Source organism: Clostridium sp. D53t1_180928_C8 (assembly GCF_015667795.1).
GTDB lineage: Bacteria > Bacillota > Clostridia > Clostridiales > Clostridiaceae > Clostridium.
Window position 1 is genome coordinate 1 of the sequence record NZ_JADPEL010000037.1, and the last position, 16,324, is coordinate 16,324.

General features: G+C 29.0%; 17 protein-coding genes and 1 riboswitch. Of the genes, 7 read left to right on the forward strand and 10 right to left on the reverse strand.

Annotated features, from left to right (window positions below; genetic code table 11):
* Positions 1-53: 53 nt before the first annotated feature.
* Positions 54-227, forward strand: a riboswitch (Lysine riboswitch).
* A gap of 211 nt (positions 228-438) precedes the next feature.
* The 3 genes from I4V51_RS15855 to dapB are packed head-to-tail and all read left to right on the forward strand — an operon-like array spanning position 439 to position 3,089.
* A complete protein-coding gene (locus I4V51_RS15855) occupies positions 439-1,434 on the forward strand; it encodes an aspartate-semialdehyde dehydrogenase (protein ID WP_195989412.1) in 996 nt (331 codons plus the stop codon).
* A 9-nt stretch (positions 1,435-1,443) separates the two neighbouring features.
* A complete protein-coding gene (gene dapA / locus I4V51_RS15860; protein ID WP_195989413.1) occupies positions 1,444-2,322 on the forward strand; it encodes a 4-hydroxy-tetrahydrodipicolinate synthase in 879 nt (292 codons plus the stop codon).
* A 14-nt stretch (positions 2,323-2,336) separates the two neighbouring features.
* Complete coding sequence (dapB, locus tag I4V51_RS15865; RefSeq protein WP_195989414.1) at positions 2,337-3,089, forward strand: 4-hydroxy-tetrahydrodipicolinate reductase; 753 nt, start codon at positions 2,337-2,339, stop codon at positions 3,087-3,089.
* 50 nt (positions 3,090-3,139) lie between these two features.
* Here the strand turns inward: dapB and I4V51_RS15870 are convergent, their stop codons facing one another.
* Positions 3,140-4,303, reverse strand: coding sequence for a sialidase family protein (locus tag I4V51_RS15870; RefSeq protein ID WP_195989415.1), 1,164 nt, complete (start codon positions 4,301-4,303; stop codon positions 3,140-3,142).
* A gap of 170 nt (positions 4,304-4,473) precedes the next feature.
* On the opposite strand from I4V51_RS15870, the gene I4V51_RS15875 reads away from it, so the two are divergent.
* Complete coding sequence (locus I4V51_RS15875) at positions 4,474-4,638, forward strand: hypothetical protein (RefSeq protein WP_195989416.1); 165 nt, start codon at positions 4,474-4,476, stop codon at positions 4,636-4,638.
* A 33-nt stretch (positions 4,639-4,671) separates the two neighbouring features.
* Here the strand turns inward: I4V51_RS15875 and I4V51_RS15880 are convergent, their stop codons facing one another.
* The 6 genes from I4V51_RS15880 to I4V51_RS15905 all read right to left on the reverse strand — a co-directional run bounded on the left by I4V51_RS15880 (position 4,672) and on the right by I4V51_RS15905 (position 11,908).
* Positions 4,672-6,345: a peptide ABC transporter substrate-binding protein gene (locus I4V51_RS15880; RefSeq protein WP_195989417.1), complete on the reverse strand. Its 1,674-nt coding sequence runs from the start codon at positions 6,343-6,345 to the stop codon at positions 4,672-4,674.
* A 120-nt stretch (positions 6,346-6,465) separates the two neighbouring features.
* Positions 6,466-7,446, reverse strand: a complete 981-nt coding sequence (locus I4V51_RS15885; RefSeq protein ID WP_195989418.1) for a dipeptide ABC transporter ATP-binding protein — start codon at positions 7,444-7,446, stop codon at positions 6,466-6,468.
* Positions 7,446-8,453 (reverse strand): ABC transporter ATP-binding protein, encoded by a 1,008-nt coding sequence (locus I4V51_RS15890; RefSeq protein WP_195989419.1) that lies wholly within the window; start codon positions 8,451-8,453, stop codon positions 7,446-7,448. Before I4V51_RS15890 ends, I4V51_RS15885 begins: the two co-directional genes overlap by 1 nt.
* 12 nt (positions 8,454-8,465) lie before the next feature.
* Entirely contained in the window at positions 8,466-9,434 is a 969-nt protein-coding gene (locus I4V51_RS15895; RefSeq protein ID WP_195989420.1) for an ABC transporter permease, read from the reverse strand.
* A gap of 15 nt (positions 9,435-9,449) precedes the next feature.
* Entirely contained in the window at positions 9,450-10,367 is a 918-nt protein-coding gene (locus tag I4V51_RS15900) for an ABC transporter permease (protein WP_195989421.1), read from the reverse strand.
* Between the two features lie 407 nt (positions 10,368-10,774).
* Entirely contained in the window at positions 10,775-11,908 is a 1,134-nt protein-coding gene (locus I4V51_RS15905) for an aminotransferase class I/II-fold pyridoxal phosphate-dependent enzyme (protein ID WP_195989422.1), read from the reverse strand.
* 182 nt (positions 11,909-12,090) lie between these two features.
* On the opposite strand from I4V51_RS15905, the gene dapD reads away from it, so the two are divergent.
* On the forward strand, positions 12,091-12,801 hold the full coding sequence (gene dapD / locus I4V51_RS15910) for a 2,3,4,5-tetrahydropyridine-2,6-dicarboxylate N-acetyltransferase (RefSeq protein ID WP_195989423.1): 711 nt from the start codon (positions 12,091-12,093) through the stop codon (positions 12,799-12,801).
* Between the two features lie 38 nt (positions 12,802-12,839).
* Here dapD and I4V51_RS15915 read toward each other — a convergent pair whose 3' ends face one another.
* Positions 12,840-13,508 (reverse strand): single-stranded DNA-binding protein, encoded by a 669-nt coding sequence (locus I4V51_RS15915; protein WP_195989424.1) that lies wholly within the window; start codon positions 13,506-13,508, stop codon positions 12,840-12,842.
* 116 nt (positions 13,509-13,624) lie between these two features.
* Positions 13,625-14,383: a polysaccharide deacetylase family protein gene (locus I4V51_RS15920; RefSeq protein ID WP_195989425.1), complete on the reverse strand. Its 759-nt coding sequence runs from the start codon at positions 14,381-14,383 to the stop codon at positions 13,625-13,627.
* A gap of 125 nt (positions 14,384-14,508) precedes the next feature.
* On the opposite strand from I4V51_RS15920, the gene I4V51_RS15925 reads away from it, so the two are divergent.
* A complete protein-coding gene (locus tag I4V51_RS15925) occupies positions 14,509-15,042 on the forward strand; it encodes a DUF4364 family protein (protein ID WP_195989426.1) in 534 nt (177 codons plus the stop codon).
* Here the strand turns inward: I4V51_RS15925 and I4V51_RS15930 are convergent.
* Positions 15,039-15,914 (reverse strand): YncE family protein, encoded by an 876-nt coding sequence (locus I4V51_RS15930; RefSeq protein WP_195989427.1) that lies wholly within the window; start codon positions 15,912-15,914, stop codon positions 15,039-15,041. The genes I4V51_RS15925 and I4V51_RS15930 overlap by 4 nt on opposite strands.
* 155 nt (positions 15,915-16,069) lie before the next feature.
* Between I4V51_RS15930 and I4V51_RS15935 the strand changes: the two genes are divergently transcribed.
* Entirely contained in the window at positions 16,070-16,321 is a 252-nt protein-coding gene (locus tag I4V51_RS15935; RefSeq protein WP_195989428.1) for a TIGR03905 family TSCPD domain-containing protein, read from the forward strand.
* The last annotated feature ends 3 nt before the right edge of the window (positions 16,322-16,324 follow it).

Here is a 16,324-nt window from a genome sequence, read left to right on the forward strand (position 1 = left end):
TATTCCTTGAAACTTTGATACATAAAAGGTATAATCATTATCATATAAGTTTATAAATGGATAGAGGTGCGATACTTATTAGTATTATTATGGATTAAAGCATGTTAAAATAATAAGAAAGGATTTATCGCCGAAGTATATAGCTAAAGCTTTACAGCTGTATAACTGGGGGTATGCAGAATATGTATATTTCTGTCACATAATTTATGTGGTGAGCTATCATTTAAGGATTCTTTATATATTTTGATGTATATATACCTTGAGTGATAACTCAAGGTTTTTTTTAACATTATATTTAAATTAAAAATTCTTTTAAATTACATACTAGTTTAAATTTAAAAATTTAAGTATATTCACATCATATTATTAAACAGAACATTCTATATAATAAAATTTATAACCTTTATATAATTAAAGAATAAAAAAGGGGGAACCAATATGTATAATGTAGCAATAATTGGTAGTACAGGTAATGTAGGTAGAAAATTTTTAGAAATTCTAGAGGAAAGAAATTTCCCAATAAAAAATCTTTATCTTTTTGCTTCAAAAAGATCAGCAGGTTCTTATTTAAAGTTTAATGGGAAAGAATATATAGTAGAAGAAACTTGTGAAGATAATATTAAAAATAAAAAAATAGATATTGCACTATTTTCAGCAGGTGGAGATACAAGTTTAAAATTTGCACCAATATTTTCATCTTATGGTGCTGTAGTAATAGATAATTCAAGCGCATGGAGAATGAATAAAGACGTTCCTTTAGTTGTTCCTGAAGTAAACCCTGAAGACTTAAAAGACCATAATGGAATTATTGCAAATCCAAATTGTTCAACAATTCAAGCGATGGTACCATTAAAAGCTTTATTAGATAATTATGGAATAAAAAGAATTGTATATTCAACATACCAAGCAGTTTCAGGTGCTGGAATGCAAGGTATTAAAGATTTAGAGGATGGTTTAAAAGGTGAATCTCCTAAAAAATTCCCTTATCCTATAGCTGGAAATTGCCTTCCTCACATAGATGTTTTCTTAGATAATGGTTATACAAAAGAAGAAATGAAAATGATTGAAGAAACTAGGAAAATACTTCATTCAAATGATTTAAAAATTACTGCTACTACTGTAAGAGTACCAGTTTTAAATAGCCATAGTGAAAGCATTAACGTTGAATTAGATAATTCATTTGAATTAGAAGATATATTTAAATTATTTGAAAAAACAGAAGGATTAACAGTTTGTGATAATGTAAATGAATTAATATATCCAACTCCATTAGAAATCTCTGGAAAAGACGATGTCTATGTTGGAAGAATAAGACGTGATTTCAGCTTAGATAATGGACTAAACCTATGGGTTGTTGCTGATAACATAAGAAAAGGAGCAGCTTTAAACGCTGTACAAATTGCAGAAGTTTTAATAAAAAATGAATGGCTTTAGGAGGATAAAATGTCAATATTTAAAGGCTCTGGTGTAGCTATAATTACACCTTTCAATGAAAATGGTATAGATTATGAAAAATTAAGAGAATTACTTGAATGGCACATTAAAGAATCTACAGATGCTATCATTATTTGTGGTACCACTGGTGAAGCTACTACAATGACTGAACAAGAGAAAAAAGATGCCATTAAATTCACTGTAGATGTTGTAAATAAAAGAATACCTGTAATTGCAGGTACTGGTGGTAATAACACAAAAACATCTATTGAAATGAGTCTTTATGCTGAAAATGTTGGTGTAGATGGTCTTCTAATTATAACACCTTACTATAACAAAACAAACGCTGAAGGTTTAATAATGCATTTTAAGGCTATTAATGATGCTGTTAAAACTCCTATTATATTATATAATGTTCCAAGTAGAACTAATATGAATATTACACCTCAAACATTATTAAAACTTACAAAGCTTAATAATGTTGTTGCAATTAAAGAAGCAAGTGGTGATATGAGTCAAGTTGCTAAAATGAAAGCTTTATGTGGTGATAAAATAGATATATATTCTGGAAATGATGATCAAATTGTTCCAATCTTATCTTTAGGTGGTATTGGAGTAATTTCAGTTGCTGCTAATATAATTCCTAAAACAGTTCATGATATGTGTGAATCATATTTAAATGGTGATTGTTTTAAAGCAACTAAATTACAACTTGATTATCTAGAATTAATGAATAATTTATTTATAGAAACTAATCCAATTCCAGTAAAAACTGCAATGAATGTTATGGGAATGAATGTTGGTGAGTTAAGATTACCACTTTATAAAATGAACGATAAAAATAAAGAAACTTTAGTTAACACATTAAAAAAATACAATTTAGTTTAAAAGGAGTTTATCATATGGTTAAAATACTATTAAGCGGTTGCTGTGGTAAAATGGGAACTGTAATATCAAATTTAGTTAGCGAATTTCCTAATCTAGAAATTATAGCAGGTATAGATAAATTTCATAGAGAATTAAACTATCCAGTATTCACTACACCTGATGATGTAAATATAGAATATGATGTACTTTTAGACTTTTCTAATATAAGTACATTACACAAACTTTTAGAACTAACAGAAAAGACTAATAAACCTCTTGTTATATGTTCTACTGGTTATTCAGAAGAAGATTTAAATTTAATTAACAAAAAAAGTAAATCATTACCTTTATTTAAATCTGCTAATATGTCTTTAGGTATAAATTTAATTAATTCATTATTAAGAAAAGTTACTCCATTATTATATGGAAATTATGATATAGAAATAATAGAAAAACATCATAATCAAAAATTAGATTCTCCTAGCGGTACTGCTCTTCTTTTAGCAGATACCATAAAGGATGCTATTTCTGAAGAAACTCATTATGTTCACGGTAGAGACGGACATAAAAAAAGAGAGAAAAATGAAATAGGTATTCATGCTGTTAGAGGTGGATCTATCGTTGGTGACCACGATGTAATTTTCGCAGGAACTGGTGAAGTTATTGAACTTTCTCATAAAGCAATATCAAGAGATGTATTCGCTATTGGTGCATTAAAAGCTTGTGAATACATGGCTACAATATCATCTCCAGGTCTTTATAATATGGATAATGTTTTAGGATTATAATGAAAAGAGTCTAGCAATTAAAATTGTTAGACTCTTTATTTTTATAATTATTATCTTATTATATCTTCTAATAAATTAGTAAAATCTCTAAATACTATATCTCCATCTTTTTCTTGAAGTAAAAATAAATGATTTAAATTATCTGAATCTATGGCATTGCATAAAGATGAGTATCCACCACCTACTTCACTTTGATTTTCTTTATATAATACACTTATTTCTTTCCAACTCATAAAATCGTATGTTGCATATAAAGTTAAATTATCTCTTTTAACTCCTCCATTCAAATTCTTAGGAGTTGATAATAATCCAACTTGTCTATTATCAGAAAGAATAATTTTTATAAATGATGCTTGACAAGCTGATGAATTTTTATTATTGCTAATACCATTATGCAATTGTGTATAAATTTCCCACGTCTCACCCATATCTTTAGATATATAACATCCCCTATCATTAAATTCTCTTCTACAGTTTAATAATAGTGTGCCATTTTCAATTTCTAAAATATCGCATTCACTAGTTCCTTCTTCGGCATATCCTTTAGGCATGTTCCAACTTTGTCCATCATCTAAAGAATAAATAATAGAAGAAAACGTTTTGTTTTTTCCATTTATTCTTCTACATACATCTATAGGTAGTACTAATGTCCCATTCTCCATTTGTATCCCTGTACCAACCCCACCTAAAAATGAAACAATATCTCCATTACCATTAGCTAAAGAACTAATATCAGTATTAGACCAAGTAATTCCTTCATCTATTGACATAGATATAACAGCCTTCCAATCAGTATCTGGTGTTTCTTCTGTTCTAGTCCAGTTAAAGGCATTACTTTTCCATTGACCATGAAGAGTAAAAATTTTACCACTTTTGGTTACTAATGTCGTTGTATCCATGGTTCTAGATACATTACTATATTCTTTTCCATATAAATTAGGATATTTACAAACTAATATTGGTTCTGCCCAAGTCTTCCCACAATCCTCACTTCTTCTAACAACACAAGATATTCTTCCTAAATTATCATCTGCAGTATCATATCTAGCATCACAAAATGCTAAAAGAGTTCCTTTAGTAGTTTGTATTAAAGATGGTATTCTATAATAAGTACAATTTTTATCTTCTAATTTACACGTACCCTCGCTTATACTAAATAAAGCATTATCTTCTAATAATTCTCCCATATAAATCTCACTTTTCCCATTTAACATTCTAATCTCTTCCCCTTTATATACACTTTTTTACATAAAAATACTTTAATTTTATTTTTATACATATAATATAATACATAAAACAATTAGTGTCCATAGGAGAATAAATAAAAATATATTAACACATAATAAGATTGTACATCTTATATGAATTTTAGGAGGAGTAAATAATGCCAAAAGATAGTCAACCAGATAATAAACAAGCTAGAATGGAAAAATGTAATTATCAAACTCCAATAACTGAAGAAGGTCATAACCATAATCCTAATTTAAAACATAAATCAGTTAAAAGACAAGGTGTTTCAAGTCAACACTATAATCCAGCTGGAAATTAAAAAAAGAGAGTCATGAGACTCTCCCTTTTTTAATTATTCTTTATAAGCATTTTTAAATGTTACTTTTCCTAATGTAGAAACTTGAACACCTTTAACATTATCGTTCCAAGCCATTACTGTTGTATAGTAATAGATTGGGAATATTGGCATTTCATCCATTAAGATATCTTCTGCTTTTCTTAACATTTCTATTCTCTTAGCAGCATCAGTTTCAACTTTTGCATCATTAACTAACTTATCATATTCAGCACTGCTAAATCCACAGTCGTTGTTTCCTCCGCCTGTTACCCACATATCTAAGAATGACATTGGATCAACATAGTCACCAATCCAACCATGTCTAGAGATTTGATAATCTCCTTGTTGTCTTGTATTTAAGAAAACAGCCCACTCTTGGTTAGTTAATTCAACATTAACACCTATTTCATTCCAGTTTTGTTGGATTATTTGACAGATATCTTTGTGTTGACCTTCAGAGTTATACATTAATTCAAATGTAGGAAGACCTTCACCATTTTCGTATCCAGCTTCTTTTAATAACGCTTTAGCTTTTTCAATATTTCCATCCATATCTGCTGGATCATAATATTTTTTATCTGAGAATTCACTTCCATCTTCATTGAAGATACCTTGTGGTACAAAGCTATATGCAGGAATTTGTTCTGCTTTACCTACATTGTCTATTATTTCTTGTCTATCAATAGCTAAATTTAACGCTTGTCTAACTAATTTATTTCCTAAAGCTTTTTTAACATCAGCACTTAAAGTATCTTGTTTACCAACATTAGCAGCAAAGAAATAAGTACCTAATTTAGGAATAACTTGAACTAATCCTTCTGCTTTACCTGGTTCAATCTCATTTGATGGTACACTATTTACTATATCAAAGTTTCCAGCTCTTAATTCAGAATAAGCAGTAGTTTCATCAGTTACTAACTTAAATGTTAATGTATCTAATTTAACATTACTTGCATCCCAATAGTTTTCATTTCTTTCGAAAACTAATTGATCTTTCATATCCCATTTAACTAATTTGAATGGTCCATTTGAAACATAAGTTTCAACATTTGTTGCCCATCCTTCTGGATTAGCTGAAACAATATCCTCTCTTAACGGAGCATATGTTGGGAATGCTAATAATTGTGGGAAATAAGAAGTCGGTGCTTCTAAAGTAACTTCTAATGTGTGGTCATCAATTACTTTGATTCCTACTTCATCAGCAGATACTTCTCCATTATAGAATTTTTCAGCATTTTTAATGTAATATAATTGATAGCTATATTCAGCAGCTGTTGCTTTATCTAAAGCTCTTAACCAAGAATATTTAAAGTTATCAGCTACTACTGGTTCTCCATCTGACCACTTAGCATCTTCTCTTAATTTAAAAGTATATACTAAGCCATCTTCAGATACTTCCATATTTTCAGCAACTGCTTCTTTAGGCTGTTCATTTTCATCTAATACCATTAATCCTTCAAAAGCATTTACAATTATTGTCCCCGCACCTGAAGAAGTATTTAATGTTGGGTCAATTGTTTCTGGATCTTCCCCAAGGTTAAATACTAAATCTTGATTTTTTGTTGCTGTACTTCCTGATCCAGATGCTCCAGTAGACTTATCGTTACTTCCACAACCGATGAATAAAGAAGTACTAATTGTTGCAGCCATTAAAACTGCACATAGTTTCTTAAGTTTTAAACTTTTCATCTTTTTTTGTTCCCCCTTAATATTTTTTATATAAATTGCTAATGCAATTAATAACTTAAATTAGACTCTAAATCTATGATTTAGCTGCCCTAATTCACACTTTTAATATTTGAAAACTTTCTATTTAAATAAGTGACATGCAACAAAGTGTCCTGGTTCAACTTCCTTTAATTCAGGATTAACTTCACTACAAATCTTCATTGCTTCCTTACATCTACCCTTAAATCTACACCCTGGTGGCGGATCTATAGGAGATGGAATATCACCTTCTAAGATAATTCTCTTATTAGCTTTTGCTACCTGTGGATCTGGAATTGGAACTGCTGATAATAATGCCTTAGTATACGGATGCTTAGGATTCGTATATACATCATCTGCTGGTCCTTTTTCAACCATTTGTCCTAGGTACATAACTCCAATATGAGTTGATATATGCTTAACCATTGAAAGATCATGTGCAATAAATAAATATGTCAATCCAAATTCTTCTTGTAGTTCTTCAAGCATGTTTATAACTTGTGCTTGAATAGATACGTCTAATGCCGAAATTGGCTCATCACATACTATAAAATCAGGTTGAACTGCAAGAGCTCTTGCAATACCAATTCTTTGTCTTTGCCCACCAGAAAATTCATGAGCATATCTATTTATATGGCTTCCATTTAATCCAACCTTATCTAATAAATATCTTATTCTATCTTCTCTTTCTTTTCCTTTGAAAAGACCATGAATATCAATAGCTTCTCCAATTATATCTCCAACTGTCATTCTTGGATTAAGTGATGCATATGGATCTTGGAAAATCATTTGCATATTCTTTCTTAAAGATACCATTTTCTTCTCACTTAAACCTGTAATATCTTGTCCATTAAAAATTATTTCTCCTGAAGTTGGTTCGTATAATTTTAATATAGTTCTTCCAGTAGTAGTTTTACCACATCCTGATTCTCCTACTAACCCTAAAGTTTCTCCCCTTTTAATAGAGAAAGAAACATTATCTACTGCTTTAACAAAGCTCTTCTTAGAAAATAATCCTTTGTTTGCAGGGAAGTATTTACAAAGGTTCTTAACCTCTAAAATAACGTCATTTTTATTTTCCATTATTCTTCCCCCCTTATTGGTGACTCAACTTTTGGTGCATTTTTATGACATAGCCAACATGCAGCTCTATGTCCTTCTTCTATTTCAAATAACGGTGGTTGCTTTTCCTTACAAATTTTCATTGCATAATCACATCTTGCTGTAAACGGACATCCAACTGGCGGTTTTAATAAATCAGGTGGTTGTCCTTCAATCGGAATTAATTTTTCTTTTAATTCACTCTTTGGATTAGGCACACTTCTTAATAATCCCCATGTATATGGATGCTTTCCTCTGTAGAATATATCTTCTGTTGTACCTTCTTCAACAATAAGACCACCATACATAACATTAATTCTTGAACATAAATCAGCAACTACTCCAAGATCATGTGTAATTAGTATGATTGATGTATCTAATTTTTCTTTTAAATCTTTCATTAAATCTAAAATTTGAGCTTGTATAGTAACATCTAATGCTGTAGTAGGCTCATCTGCAATTATAAGTTTAGGTTCACATATTAAACTCATTGCAATCATAACTCTTTGTCTCATACCACCTGAAAACTCATGTGGATATTGTTTTAATCTCTTTTCTGGACTTGGAATCCCAACCATATCAAGCATTTTAATTGCTTTTTCTTTTGCCTCTTTTTTAGATATTTTTTTATGTTTAATTAAATGTTCTGTTAATTGATCTCCAACTGTAAATAAAGGGTTTAATGATGTCATTGGATCTTGGAAAATCATCGACATATCATTTCCTCTTATAGTTTGCATTAATTTTTCATTAGGCTTAGTTATATCTTTATCATCAAATGTAATAGATTCCGCTTCTATCTTTGCATTCTCACCTAATAATCTCATTATTGTCATCATTGTTACTGACTTACCACATCCTGATTCTCCAACAACTCCTAGAGCTTCTCCTTTATCTAAATGAAAAGATACTCCTCTAACAGATTGAACATCTCCAATATGAGTCTTAAATGATGTTTTTAAATTTTTTACGTCTAATAATTTACTCATCTGTTTCTCCTCCTATTTTTGATGTTTAGGATCTAAAGCTTCAGTTAATCCATCACCAAATAAGTTAAATGCTAAAATGATTAAACAAATCATAGCAGCAGGGAATAATAATTGATAAGGTTGTGTTGTTAATAAACCTTTTGCATCATTTGCTAATGTTCCTAAAGAAGCAAGTGGTGCATTTAACCCTAAACCAATATAACTTAAGAAGGCTTCAGTAAATATTGCAGAAGGTACAAATAATGTCATCGTTACTATAATTGATCCTAAGCAGTTAGGTATTAAATGTCTTAATAAAATTCTTGTTTTTGATGCTCCTAATGTCTTAGCTGCTAAAACGAATTCTTGTTGCTTTAATTGAAGAATATCTCCTCTAACAATTCTAGCCATACCTACCCAAGAAGAAATTGCCATAGCTACTATAATCGCAAACATTCCACTTGAACCTTCAGTTTTTAATACATTCATTAATAAAACAACATATATTAATGTAGGAATAGAATATAATATATCAACTATTCTCATCATTATATTATCAACTCTTCCACCTAAGAACCCTGCAATTCCTCCATATAAAACCCCTATTACAAGATTTAATATTGAAGCTGCAAATGCAATAATAAGTGAATATCTTGCACCATACATAACTCTTACAAATAAATCTCTTCCTAAGTTATCAGTTCCAAACCAATGTTGTGCTGTTGGCCATAAGTTTGATGCAGCTTTATCTGTTGATTGATAAGTAAAACCAAAAAGCTTCTCTACTACAATTGGTCCTAATATTGCAAAAGCAATTATTACAACTATCATAACTAATGAAAATAATGCTACTTTATTAGCTTTTAATCTTCTCCATGCATTAGCCCAATATCCTACACTAGGTCTTACTACTTCATTTGCCTTTTTCTCTTCTGAACTTAAAGGAGAAAATAATTCACTATCTATATTTAAATCTAAATTCTCTACAACTACGTTTTTCAATTAACTCTCCCCCTTTTATCCTTCTAGTTTAATTCTTGGATCTACTACTACATAAAGTAAATCAACTATTAAGTTACAAATTACTATAAATGTACAGTAGAACGCTAAAACTCCTAATAATGCTGTGTAATCTCTATTTGTTATTGTTAATGTAAACTCATTACCAAGACCTGCTATAGCAAATATTTTTTCTACAACAAATGAACCTGTAAGTACACCAGCTGTTAAAGGTCCTAAATATGTAACAACAGGAATTAATGAATTCCTTAATGCATGTTTAAATATTACTGTTCCACCACTTAAACCTTTAGCTTTTGCTGTTCTTATATAATCTGATTTTAAAACATCTATTAATTTATTTCTTGTTAATCTTGTTATAAATGCCATTGAACTTCCTGATAGTGCTATTACTGGCATTATATAATTTGATGGTTTACTAAGACCAGTTGCTCCTAGCACACCTAATTTTACTGTAAATAAGAATATTAATAAGGATCCTATTACGAAACTCGGTATGGTAATTCCCAATGTGGCAATTATCATACATATCCTATCCGGCCACTTATCTGCATTTAATGCTGCAACTACTCCTAATAAAATACCAACTACTACAGAAGCTACAATAGCAACTGCTCCAACTTGTGCTGATTTTGGGAATCCATTTTTTATAGTATCAATAACTTGTCTACCTTTATATTTCATAGATTGTCCAAAGTCACCTTTTAATAAACCTTTCATATAGATAACATATTGTTCTCCTACCGGTTTATCTAGCCCATACTTTTCATTTAATACTTCTTTCATTTCAGCAGTGATTTTTTCTCCTTCAAAAGGTCCTCCTGGCATTATTCTTACAAGAAAGAACACAATTGTAATAACTGCCCAAATTGTAACTATACTAGTTAAAATTCTTTTTCCAACATATTTTAGCATTTGTGTACAACCCCCATCTTATTTTTTTAAAGCTAAATGTTAATAATTTATATTAATTATAATACATTTACCACTTTTGTCAAAATACATCGTTAATTTTCACCGTCTACATTTAGTATTTTATTAAATAAATGCACACTTTTTTCGTAATATGACAATATAACTTTTTATTTTTAGTTAACGTTTACATTTACTGTTTTAGCCAATTTCTCCTCTTTAAGGCATAGATCTTTTTCCAATTTTACATTGTAAATTCATTAATAATTTGTTTAAAATTTAAAATTTAACTTTTTGCACGCAAACGAACATTTTTAAGTTTTTGTATTATCTCTTACGGACATTTTTTGTATAAAAAAAAGAAATATGCATTATTATTTTATAACAATACATATTTCAAGTAATATTTGTTAAATTTTATTAATAAATTTCTCTATTCTTTCTAATGCTTCTGTTAATTCATTATCAGAATAACAATATGATATTCTTAAGTAGCCTTCACCACCGATTCCAAATGCAGTTCCTGGAACACAGGCTACCTTTTCCTCGTTTAATAACCTTAGAGCAAACTCCTCAGAAGGTATATTAAATTTTTTAATTGATGGAAATACATAAAATGCTCCTTTAGGTGTAATTACATCTAATCCCATTTCTCTTAACTTTCCTACAACCATATCTTTTCTAGTTCTAAAGACTTCTTTCATGTGACTTACATCTTTTAATCCATATCTTAATCCATTATAAACAGCCCATTGACAAATAGATGGTGCACAAGATACATTATATTGGTGAATCTTTATAATTTCATTCATCAGCATTTGAGAACATGCATAATATCCAATTCTTAATCCAGTCATGGAAAACATTTTTGAAAATCCACCTACATAAATTATTTTTTCTTTAATCTCTTTACATTGTGCAATGCTATAATATTCATCGTAACATAAAGATTCATATATCTCATCTGTAATAACTAATATATCATTTTCTTTAATTAACTCTATTAATTCATTTTTTTCTTCCTTTGATAATATTGCTCCTGTAGGATTGCTAGGTAATGATAAAACTAAATATTTTATATTCATATGTTTAATCTTATTCTTTATGTCTTTTACATCAATTTTAAATTCATCATCTAAAGAATAATTTACTACAGTTCCACCCAATATAGTAACTATACTTTCATATGCAGGATATGCTGGTGTTGGAATTAGAACTTTATCATCTTTATTTAATAATGCAGTAAATATATTAAATAAAGCTTCACTACCACCAACAGTAATGCAAATTTCATCTGCCTCATAGTCAATGTCCTTAGTTAAAAGATATTTGCTTATTTCTTCTCTTAATTCAACTATACCTGCATTACTTGTATATGTAGTTTTATTTTCTTGTATTGCATTTATTAACCCTTCTTCAATTGAAGTTGGAAGCTTAAAATCTGGTTGACCTAATGTTAATGAAATTGCTCCTTCAACCTTTTGTACCTCATTATAGAATTTTCTTATTCCAGATATCTTTACTCTATCTAAATTTTCATTCATATTCTTTGCCCCCTCATTTAATATTAAAACTAACATTACTCTCAAGTAATTTTATAGCAAATATGCTATTCAGTAAAGTTTTTTCTACTATTTTACTAATGTCTCTTTAAAATAATTTGTAATTCTATTATAATATAAATGCTTGAATAAATATTTGGGGCAAATGAAGAAAGGATGATTTTATGAATTATAATTTAACTGATCCATATGAGATAGCAAGATTTATCAAAGAATCAAAAAAGACAACTCCAGTAAAGGTATATGTTAACGGAGAGTTAAACGTTGATTCACTAGGAAATGTTGAACATTATGGTGACAATAATTTTTACATATTATTTGGAGAAAGTGATGTAATTACTGAAATAATATTAGAAAACAAACACAAGATTAAATCTTTCAGAGTTGAAAATGATAGAAGAAACTCAGCAATACCAATGTTAGACCTTTTATCAATTGACGCAAGAATAGAACCTGGTGCAATAATTAGAGATAGAGTTTCTATCGGTAAAAACGCTGTAATCATGATGGGCGCTGTAATAAATATCGGTGCTGAAATTGGTGAAGGTACTATGGTAGATATGAATGCTGTTATCGGAGCTAGAGGTCAATTAGGTAAGAGAGTTCACTTAGGTGCTGGTGCTGTTGTTGCTGGTGTTTTAGAACCACCAAGCAAGGAACCTTGTCAAATTGGAGACGATGCTATGATAGGTGCTAATGCAGTTATCTTAGAAGGTGTTAAAATCGGAGCTGGTGCTGTTGTTGCTGCTGGTTCAGTTGTTACTGAAGATGTTCCTGCTGGTGTTGTTGTTGCCGGTTCACCTGCAAGAATAATTAAAAATGTTGATGATAAAACAAAGGATAAAACTCAAATTTTAGATGATTTAAGAAAATAAAAAAAAGCTCCCATTTTGTGGGAGCCTTTTTTATTGTGCTATACAGCACCTTCCTCATGATTAGGATTACTATTTTCTGCTCTTTCTTCCTCAGATACCTTTTCCATTTTAGAAATTGATACCTCATAAGCAACCTTTTTAACTACTTCCGTTTCATTTATCTTTTTTTGATACTCTCTACTTTGTAGTCTTCCCCATACCCTAATATTATCGCCAACTTCTAATGTTTGACAGAATCTTGAATTTCTACCCCAAGCAATTGTTGGGATGTAATCTGACTTATTGTAAGCTCTATTTACAGCTAATAATACATCTGCTATTTCCCTTCCAAATGGTGTTTTTCTATATACTGGTTCCTTACATATATACCCATCTAAGAATATTTCATTTGGATTTTTACTCTTTTCTATGCATGGCTCTATGTTTCTTGCAAAAACTGTTAATATTAACTTGTTCGCACCATCTACAAATTTATTATAAGATCTTAATTGACCTAATACTACTATTTCTTTACCTATAGATAAATCCATATTACTAATAAGTCTTTCAGATACCGTAATGTTTAATAAATCTACAGAATCACTTAACCTAGTTACCTCCATTAAGAAAGTATAAAAACCTTCCCCATACATCTCATGACTAAATTCCATACCACTTACAATTTTTCCTTCAAGATAAATCTTGTTATTTAACATCAAATTGTCCATCTTTACCCCTCTCTCCCTTAGTAATTAATAAAATTCTTATTGCTGTTATAAAAATATCAAGGATTTATTTCCATTATAATACAAATACCTCATAACTTTCAATATTTTTCTAATATTTATTTTTTTATTTGTTCACCTTTTTCATCTACATAGTAATTATCATCATAAATCAACTCACTTATAGTAACAAACTCATAACCTTCCTCAGTTAATTTATTAATTATTTTTTTTAAATTTTGAGATGTATACTTTGCATTATTATGAAAAAGAGCTATTGACCCTTCCTTAATATTTTTCATTATCCTATTATATTCAACATCTGCACCTGATTCCTTATAATCTATAGAATCTACATCCCATTGAATACATTCATATCCTAAGCTTCTAACATACTCTAAAGCATCTTGATTATAATCCCCACTAGGAAATCTAAACACTTTAGTTTTATTACCTGTAGCTGCATAAATAATATCTTCTGTTTTCTTGATTTCATCAGACATTCTTTCATGATTAATCTTAGTAAAGCTTGGATGAATATAACTATGATTTCCTATTTCATGTCCCCCCTCATTAATCTTCATTAGCTTTTCTCTATTTTCATCCGAATAATTTACCCATCCTCCCATGATAAAAAACGTACCTTTAGCATTATTTTCATTTAATACATCTAATATTTCATATATGTACTCATTCTCCGCCCAATTTACATCAAAAGTTAAAGCTACCTTTTTCTCTTCTGTACAAACTCTATATATAGGAACTTCTTTAGCTTCGGTTGCTACCGTATTTTTAATTTTTCCACTATAAACAACTGATACAATAATAACCATAAAAATTATAAAAATATTAATATTTAATTTTTTGCTAAATTTCATCACACTACTCCTAAACTTAATTATTATTAATTTATATTCTTAATTTATAATATTATGACTACAATATTCCATCTAACAAAATTTATGTTATAATTAAATAGACACTTTCATATTGGAGGTTTAATATGTACGAAAATTCAGCTGAACTAGCAGAAAATAAACTTTTAGTATTATATGTTATAAAATCCTTAAGACAACCTATTTCTAAAACACAACTTACTGAAATCATTCTTGAAAATAATTTTATTAATTACTTCACACTTCAACAATACATTAGTGAATTAGATACCGCTGAATTTGTTGAGTATATTGAAAAAAATAATAAGATATTAATAACTATAACTAGCAAAGGAGAAAATGTTCTTTCAATATTCAATGACAGAATTTCTCCAATAAAAAGAGATATAATCGATAATTATATCTCAAAAACAATAGACAATATAAAAAAAGAATTAACAATTCATAGTGACTATACTATTGAAAAAAACAATTCTTTTGTTGTTGATTTAAAGGCTCTTGAGGATGAAACACTACTTATAGATCTAAAAATTTCTGTTCCTACTAAAAAACAAGCAACATCGCTTTGTGCTAGGTGGAAAGAAAACCCTTCGGATATTTATACTAAAATAGTTCAAGTACTTTTTTCTGATGAAAACTAAAATAAAATCATAGCATTGGGTTCTGACTCGATTGCTATGATTTTTTTTATTTTTTCATCTTCAACTACAATCAGTCTACCTTTTAAGTAATCACCTATATAAATTTTATTATCTTTTTTTAAAATTCCTTTAGGCATTCCACCTATATATAATGTTTCAACTAATTGAAATGAATTTTTATCAATTACGCTTATACTTCCCTCAGTGAAGTTAGAAACATAAATACTTTTATCATCTTCATACATATCTATTGGAGATGTTCCTACTTCAATTCTAGCTACTCTATTAAATGTTTCAATAGAAAATACATCTAAATATCCATTTTCATCACTACCTAAATAACTTTCGCATATATAAATAAATCTTTCATCACTAGATATTTTTACTTTTGTAGGATATTCAGGCGTTAAGAGGGTTTTTACAATTTGATAATCATCTAAGTTAATAATATTAGTGCAATTTTCTTCTAAATTTGATACAAGTAATAATTCTTTTTTCTTACAATAATCAATGCTATGTGGCCAATTGCCTGCATAAATCTCCCATAACACCCTATTTTGGATTACATCATAAACGACTATGGAATTTGACTCACCACAAATTGTATAAATTTTATCCTCAACTTTAACTAAATCATTAGGTTTGGGTCCAATTTTAATATTACTTATTTCCTCAAAAGTTTCTCCAGAAAAAATTGATATAGAATCGCTGTAATTATTTGCAGTTATAATTTCATCATTATACCTTCTTATTCCATGAGGCCCAACAGGTCTTTCAGAATACTTAAATAATATTTTTTTTACTTCAAATGTATCTAAATCAATTTTAGAAAGTGAATCTGCACCTGTATTGCATAAAACAATAAAACTCATTAACTACACCCCCTTAAAACTTCTATGTATTTTAATATATGCAGCTTTCAATAAGTTTGTCACTATTGCATTATTTGTTATTTTTCTTTATTTTTCTACAAACTCAATATATAATTAAAAAGTAAATTATTACTTAGATATTAGGAGGAATACAAATGTTTGTTTATAAAACATCTGGAGTATGTTCTACAGAAATACATGTAGACATAAAAAATGATATTATTGAAAATGTTGAATTCGTAAGGGGATGTCCTGGTAATTTATTTGGAATTTCAGTACTTGTAAAGGGTATGAATATTGATGAAGCTATCGAAAAATTACAAGGAATAGATTGTAGGGGAAAAGGAACATCATGTCCAGATCAATTATCTAAGGCTTTAGTCGAATATAAAGCTTCTAATAATTAGCAA

Excerpts from the sequence above, each read along its gene's own strand:
- I4V51_RS15855 (WP_195989412.1), top strand. The coding sequence starts at position 439 with ATGTATAATGTAGCAATAATTGGTAGTACAGGTAATGTAGGTAGAAAA.
- dapA (WP_195989413.1), top strand. The coding sequence starts at position 1,444 with ATGTCAATATTTAAAGGCTCTGGTGTAGCTATAATTACACCTTTCAAT.
- dapB (WP_195989414.1), top strand. The coding sequence starts at position 2,337 with ATGGTTAAAATACTATTAAGCGGTTGCTGTGGTAAAATGGGAACTGTA.
- I4V51_RS15870 (WP_195989415.1), bottom strand. The coding sequence starts at position 4,303 with ATGTTAAATGGGAAAAGTGAGATTTATATGGGAGAATTATTAGAAGAT.
- I4V51_RS15875 (WP_195989416.1), top strand. The coding sequence starts at position 4,474 with ATGCCAAAAGATAGTCAACCAGATAATAAACAAGCTAGAATGGAAAAA.
- I4V51_RS15880 (WP_195989417.1), bottom strand. The coding sequence starts at position 6,345 with ATGAAAAGTTTAAAACTTAAGAAACTATGTGCAGTTTTAATGGCTGCA.
- I4V51_RS15885 (WP_195989418.1), bottom strand. The coding sequence starts at position 7,446 with ATGGAAAATAAAAATGACGTTATTTTAGAGGTTAAGAACCTTTGTAAA.
- I4V51_RS15890 (WP_195989419.1), bottom strand. The coding sequence starts at position 8,453 with ATGAGTAAATTATTAGACGTAAAAAATTTAAAAACATCATTTAAGACT.
- I4V51_RS15900 (WP_195989421.1), bottom strand. The coding sequence starts at position 10,367 with ATGCTAAAATATGTTGGAAAAAGAATTTTAACTAGTATAGTTACAATT.
- I4V51_RS15905 (WP_195989422.1), bottom strand. The coding sequence starts at position 11,908 with ATGAATGAAAATTTAGATAGAGTAAAGATATCTGGAATAAGAAAATTC.
- dapD (WP_195989423.1), top strand. The coding sequence starts at position 12,091 with ATGAATTATAATTTAACTGATCCATATGAGATAGCAAGATTTATCAAA.
- I4V51_RS15915 (WP_195989424.1), bottom strand. The coding sequence starts at position 13,508 with ATGGACAATTTGATGTTAAATAACAAGATTTATCTTGAAGGAAAAATT.
- I4V51_RS15920 (WP_195989425.1), bottom strand. The coding sequence starts at position 14,383 with ATGAAATTTAGCAAAAAATTAAATATTAATATTTTTATAATTTTTATG.
- I4V51_RS15925 (WP_195989426.1), top strand. The coding sequence starts at position 14,509 with ATGTACGAAAATTCAGCTGAACTAGCAGAAAATAAACTTTTAGTATTA.
- I4V51_RS15930 (WP_195989427.1), bottom strand. The coding sequence starts at position 15,914 with ATGAGTTTTATTGTTTTATGCAATACAGGTGCAGATTCACTTTCTAAA.
- I4V51_RS15935 (WP_195989428.1), top strand. The coding sequence starts at position 16,070 with ATGTTTGTTTATAAAACATCTGGAGTATGTTCTACAGAAATACATGTA.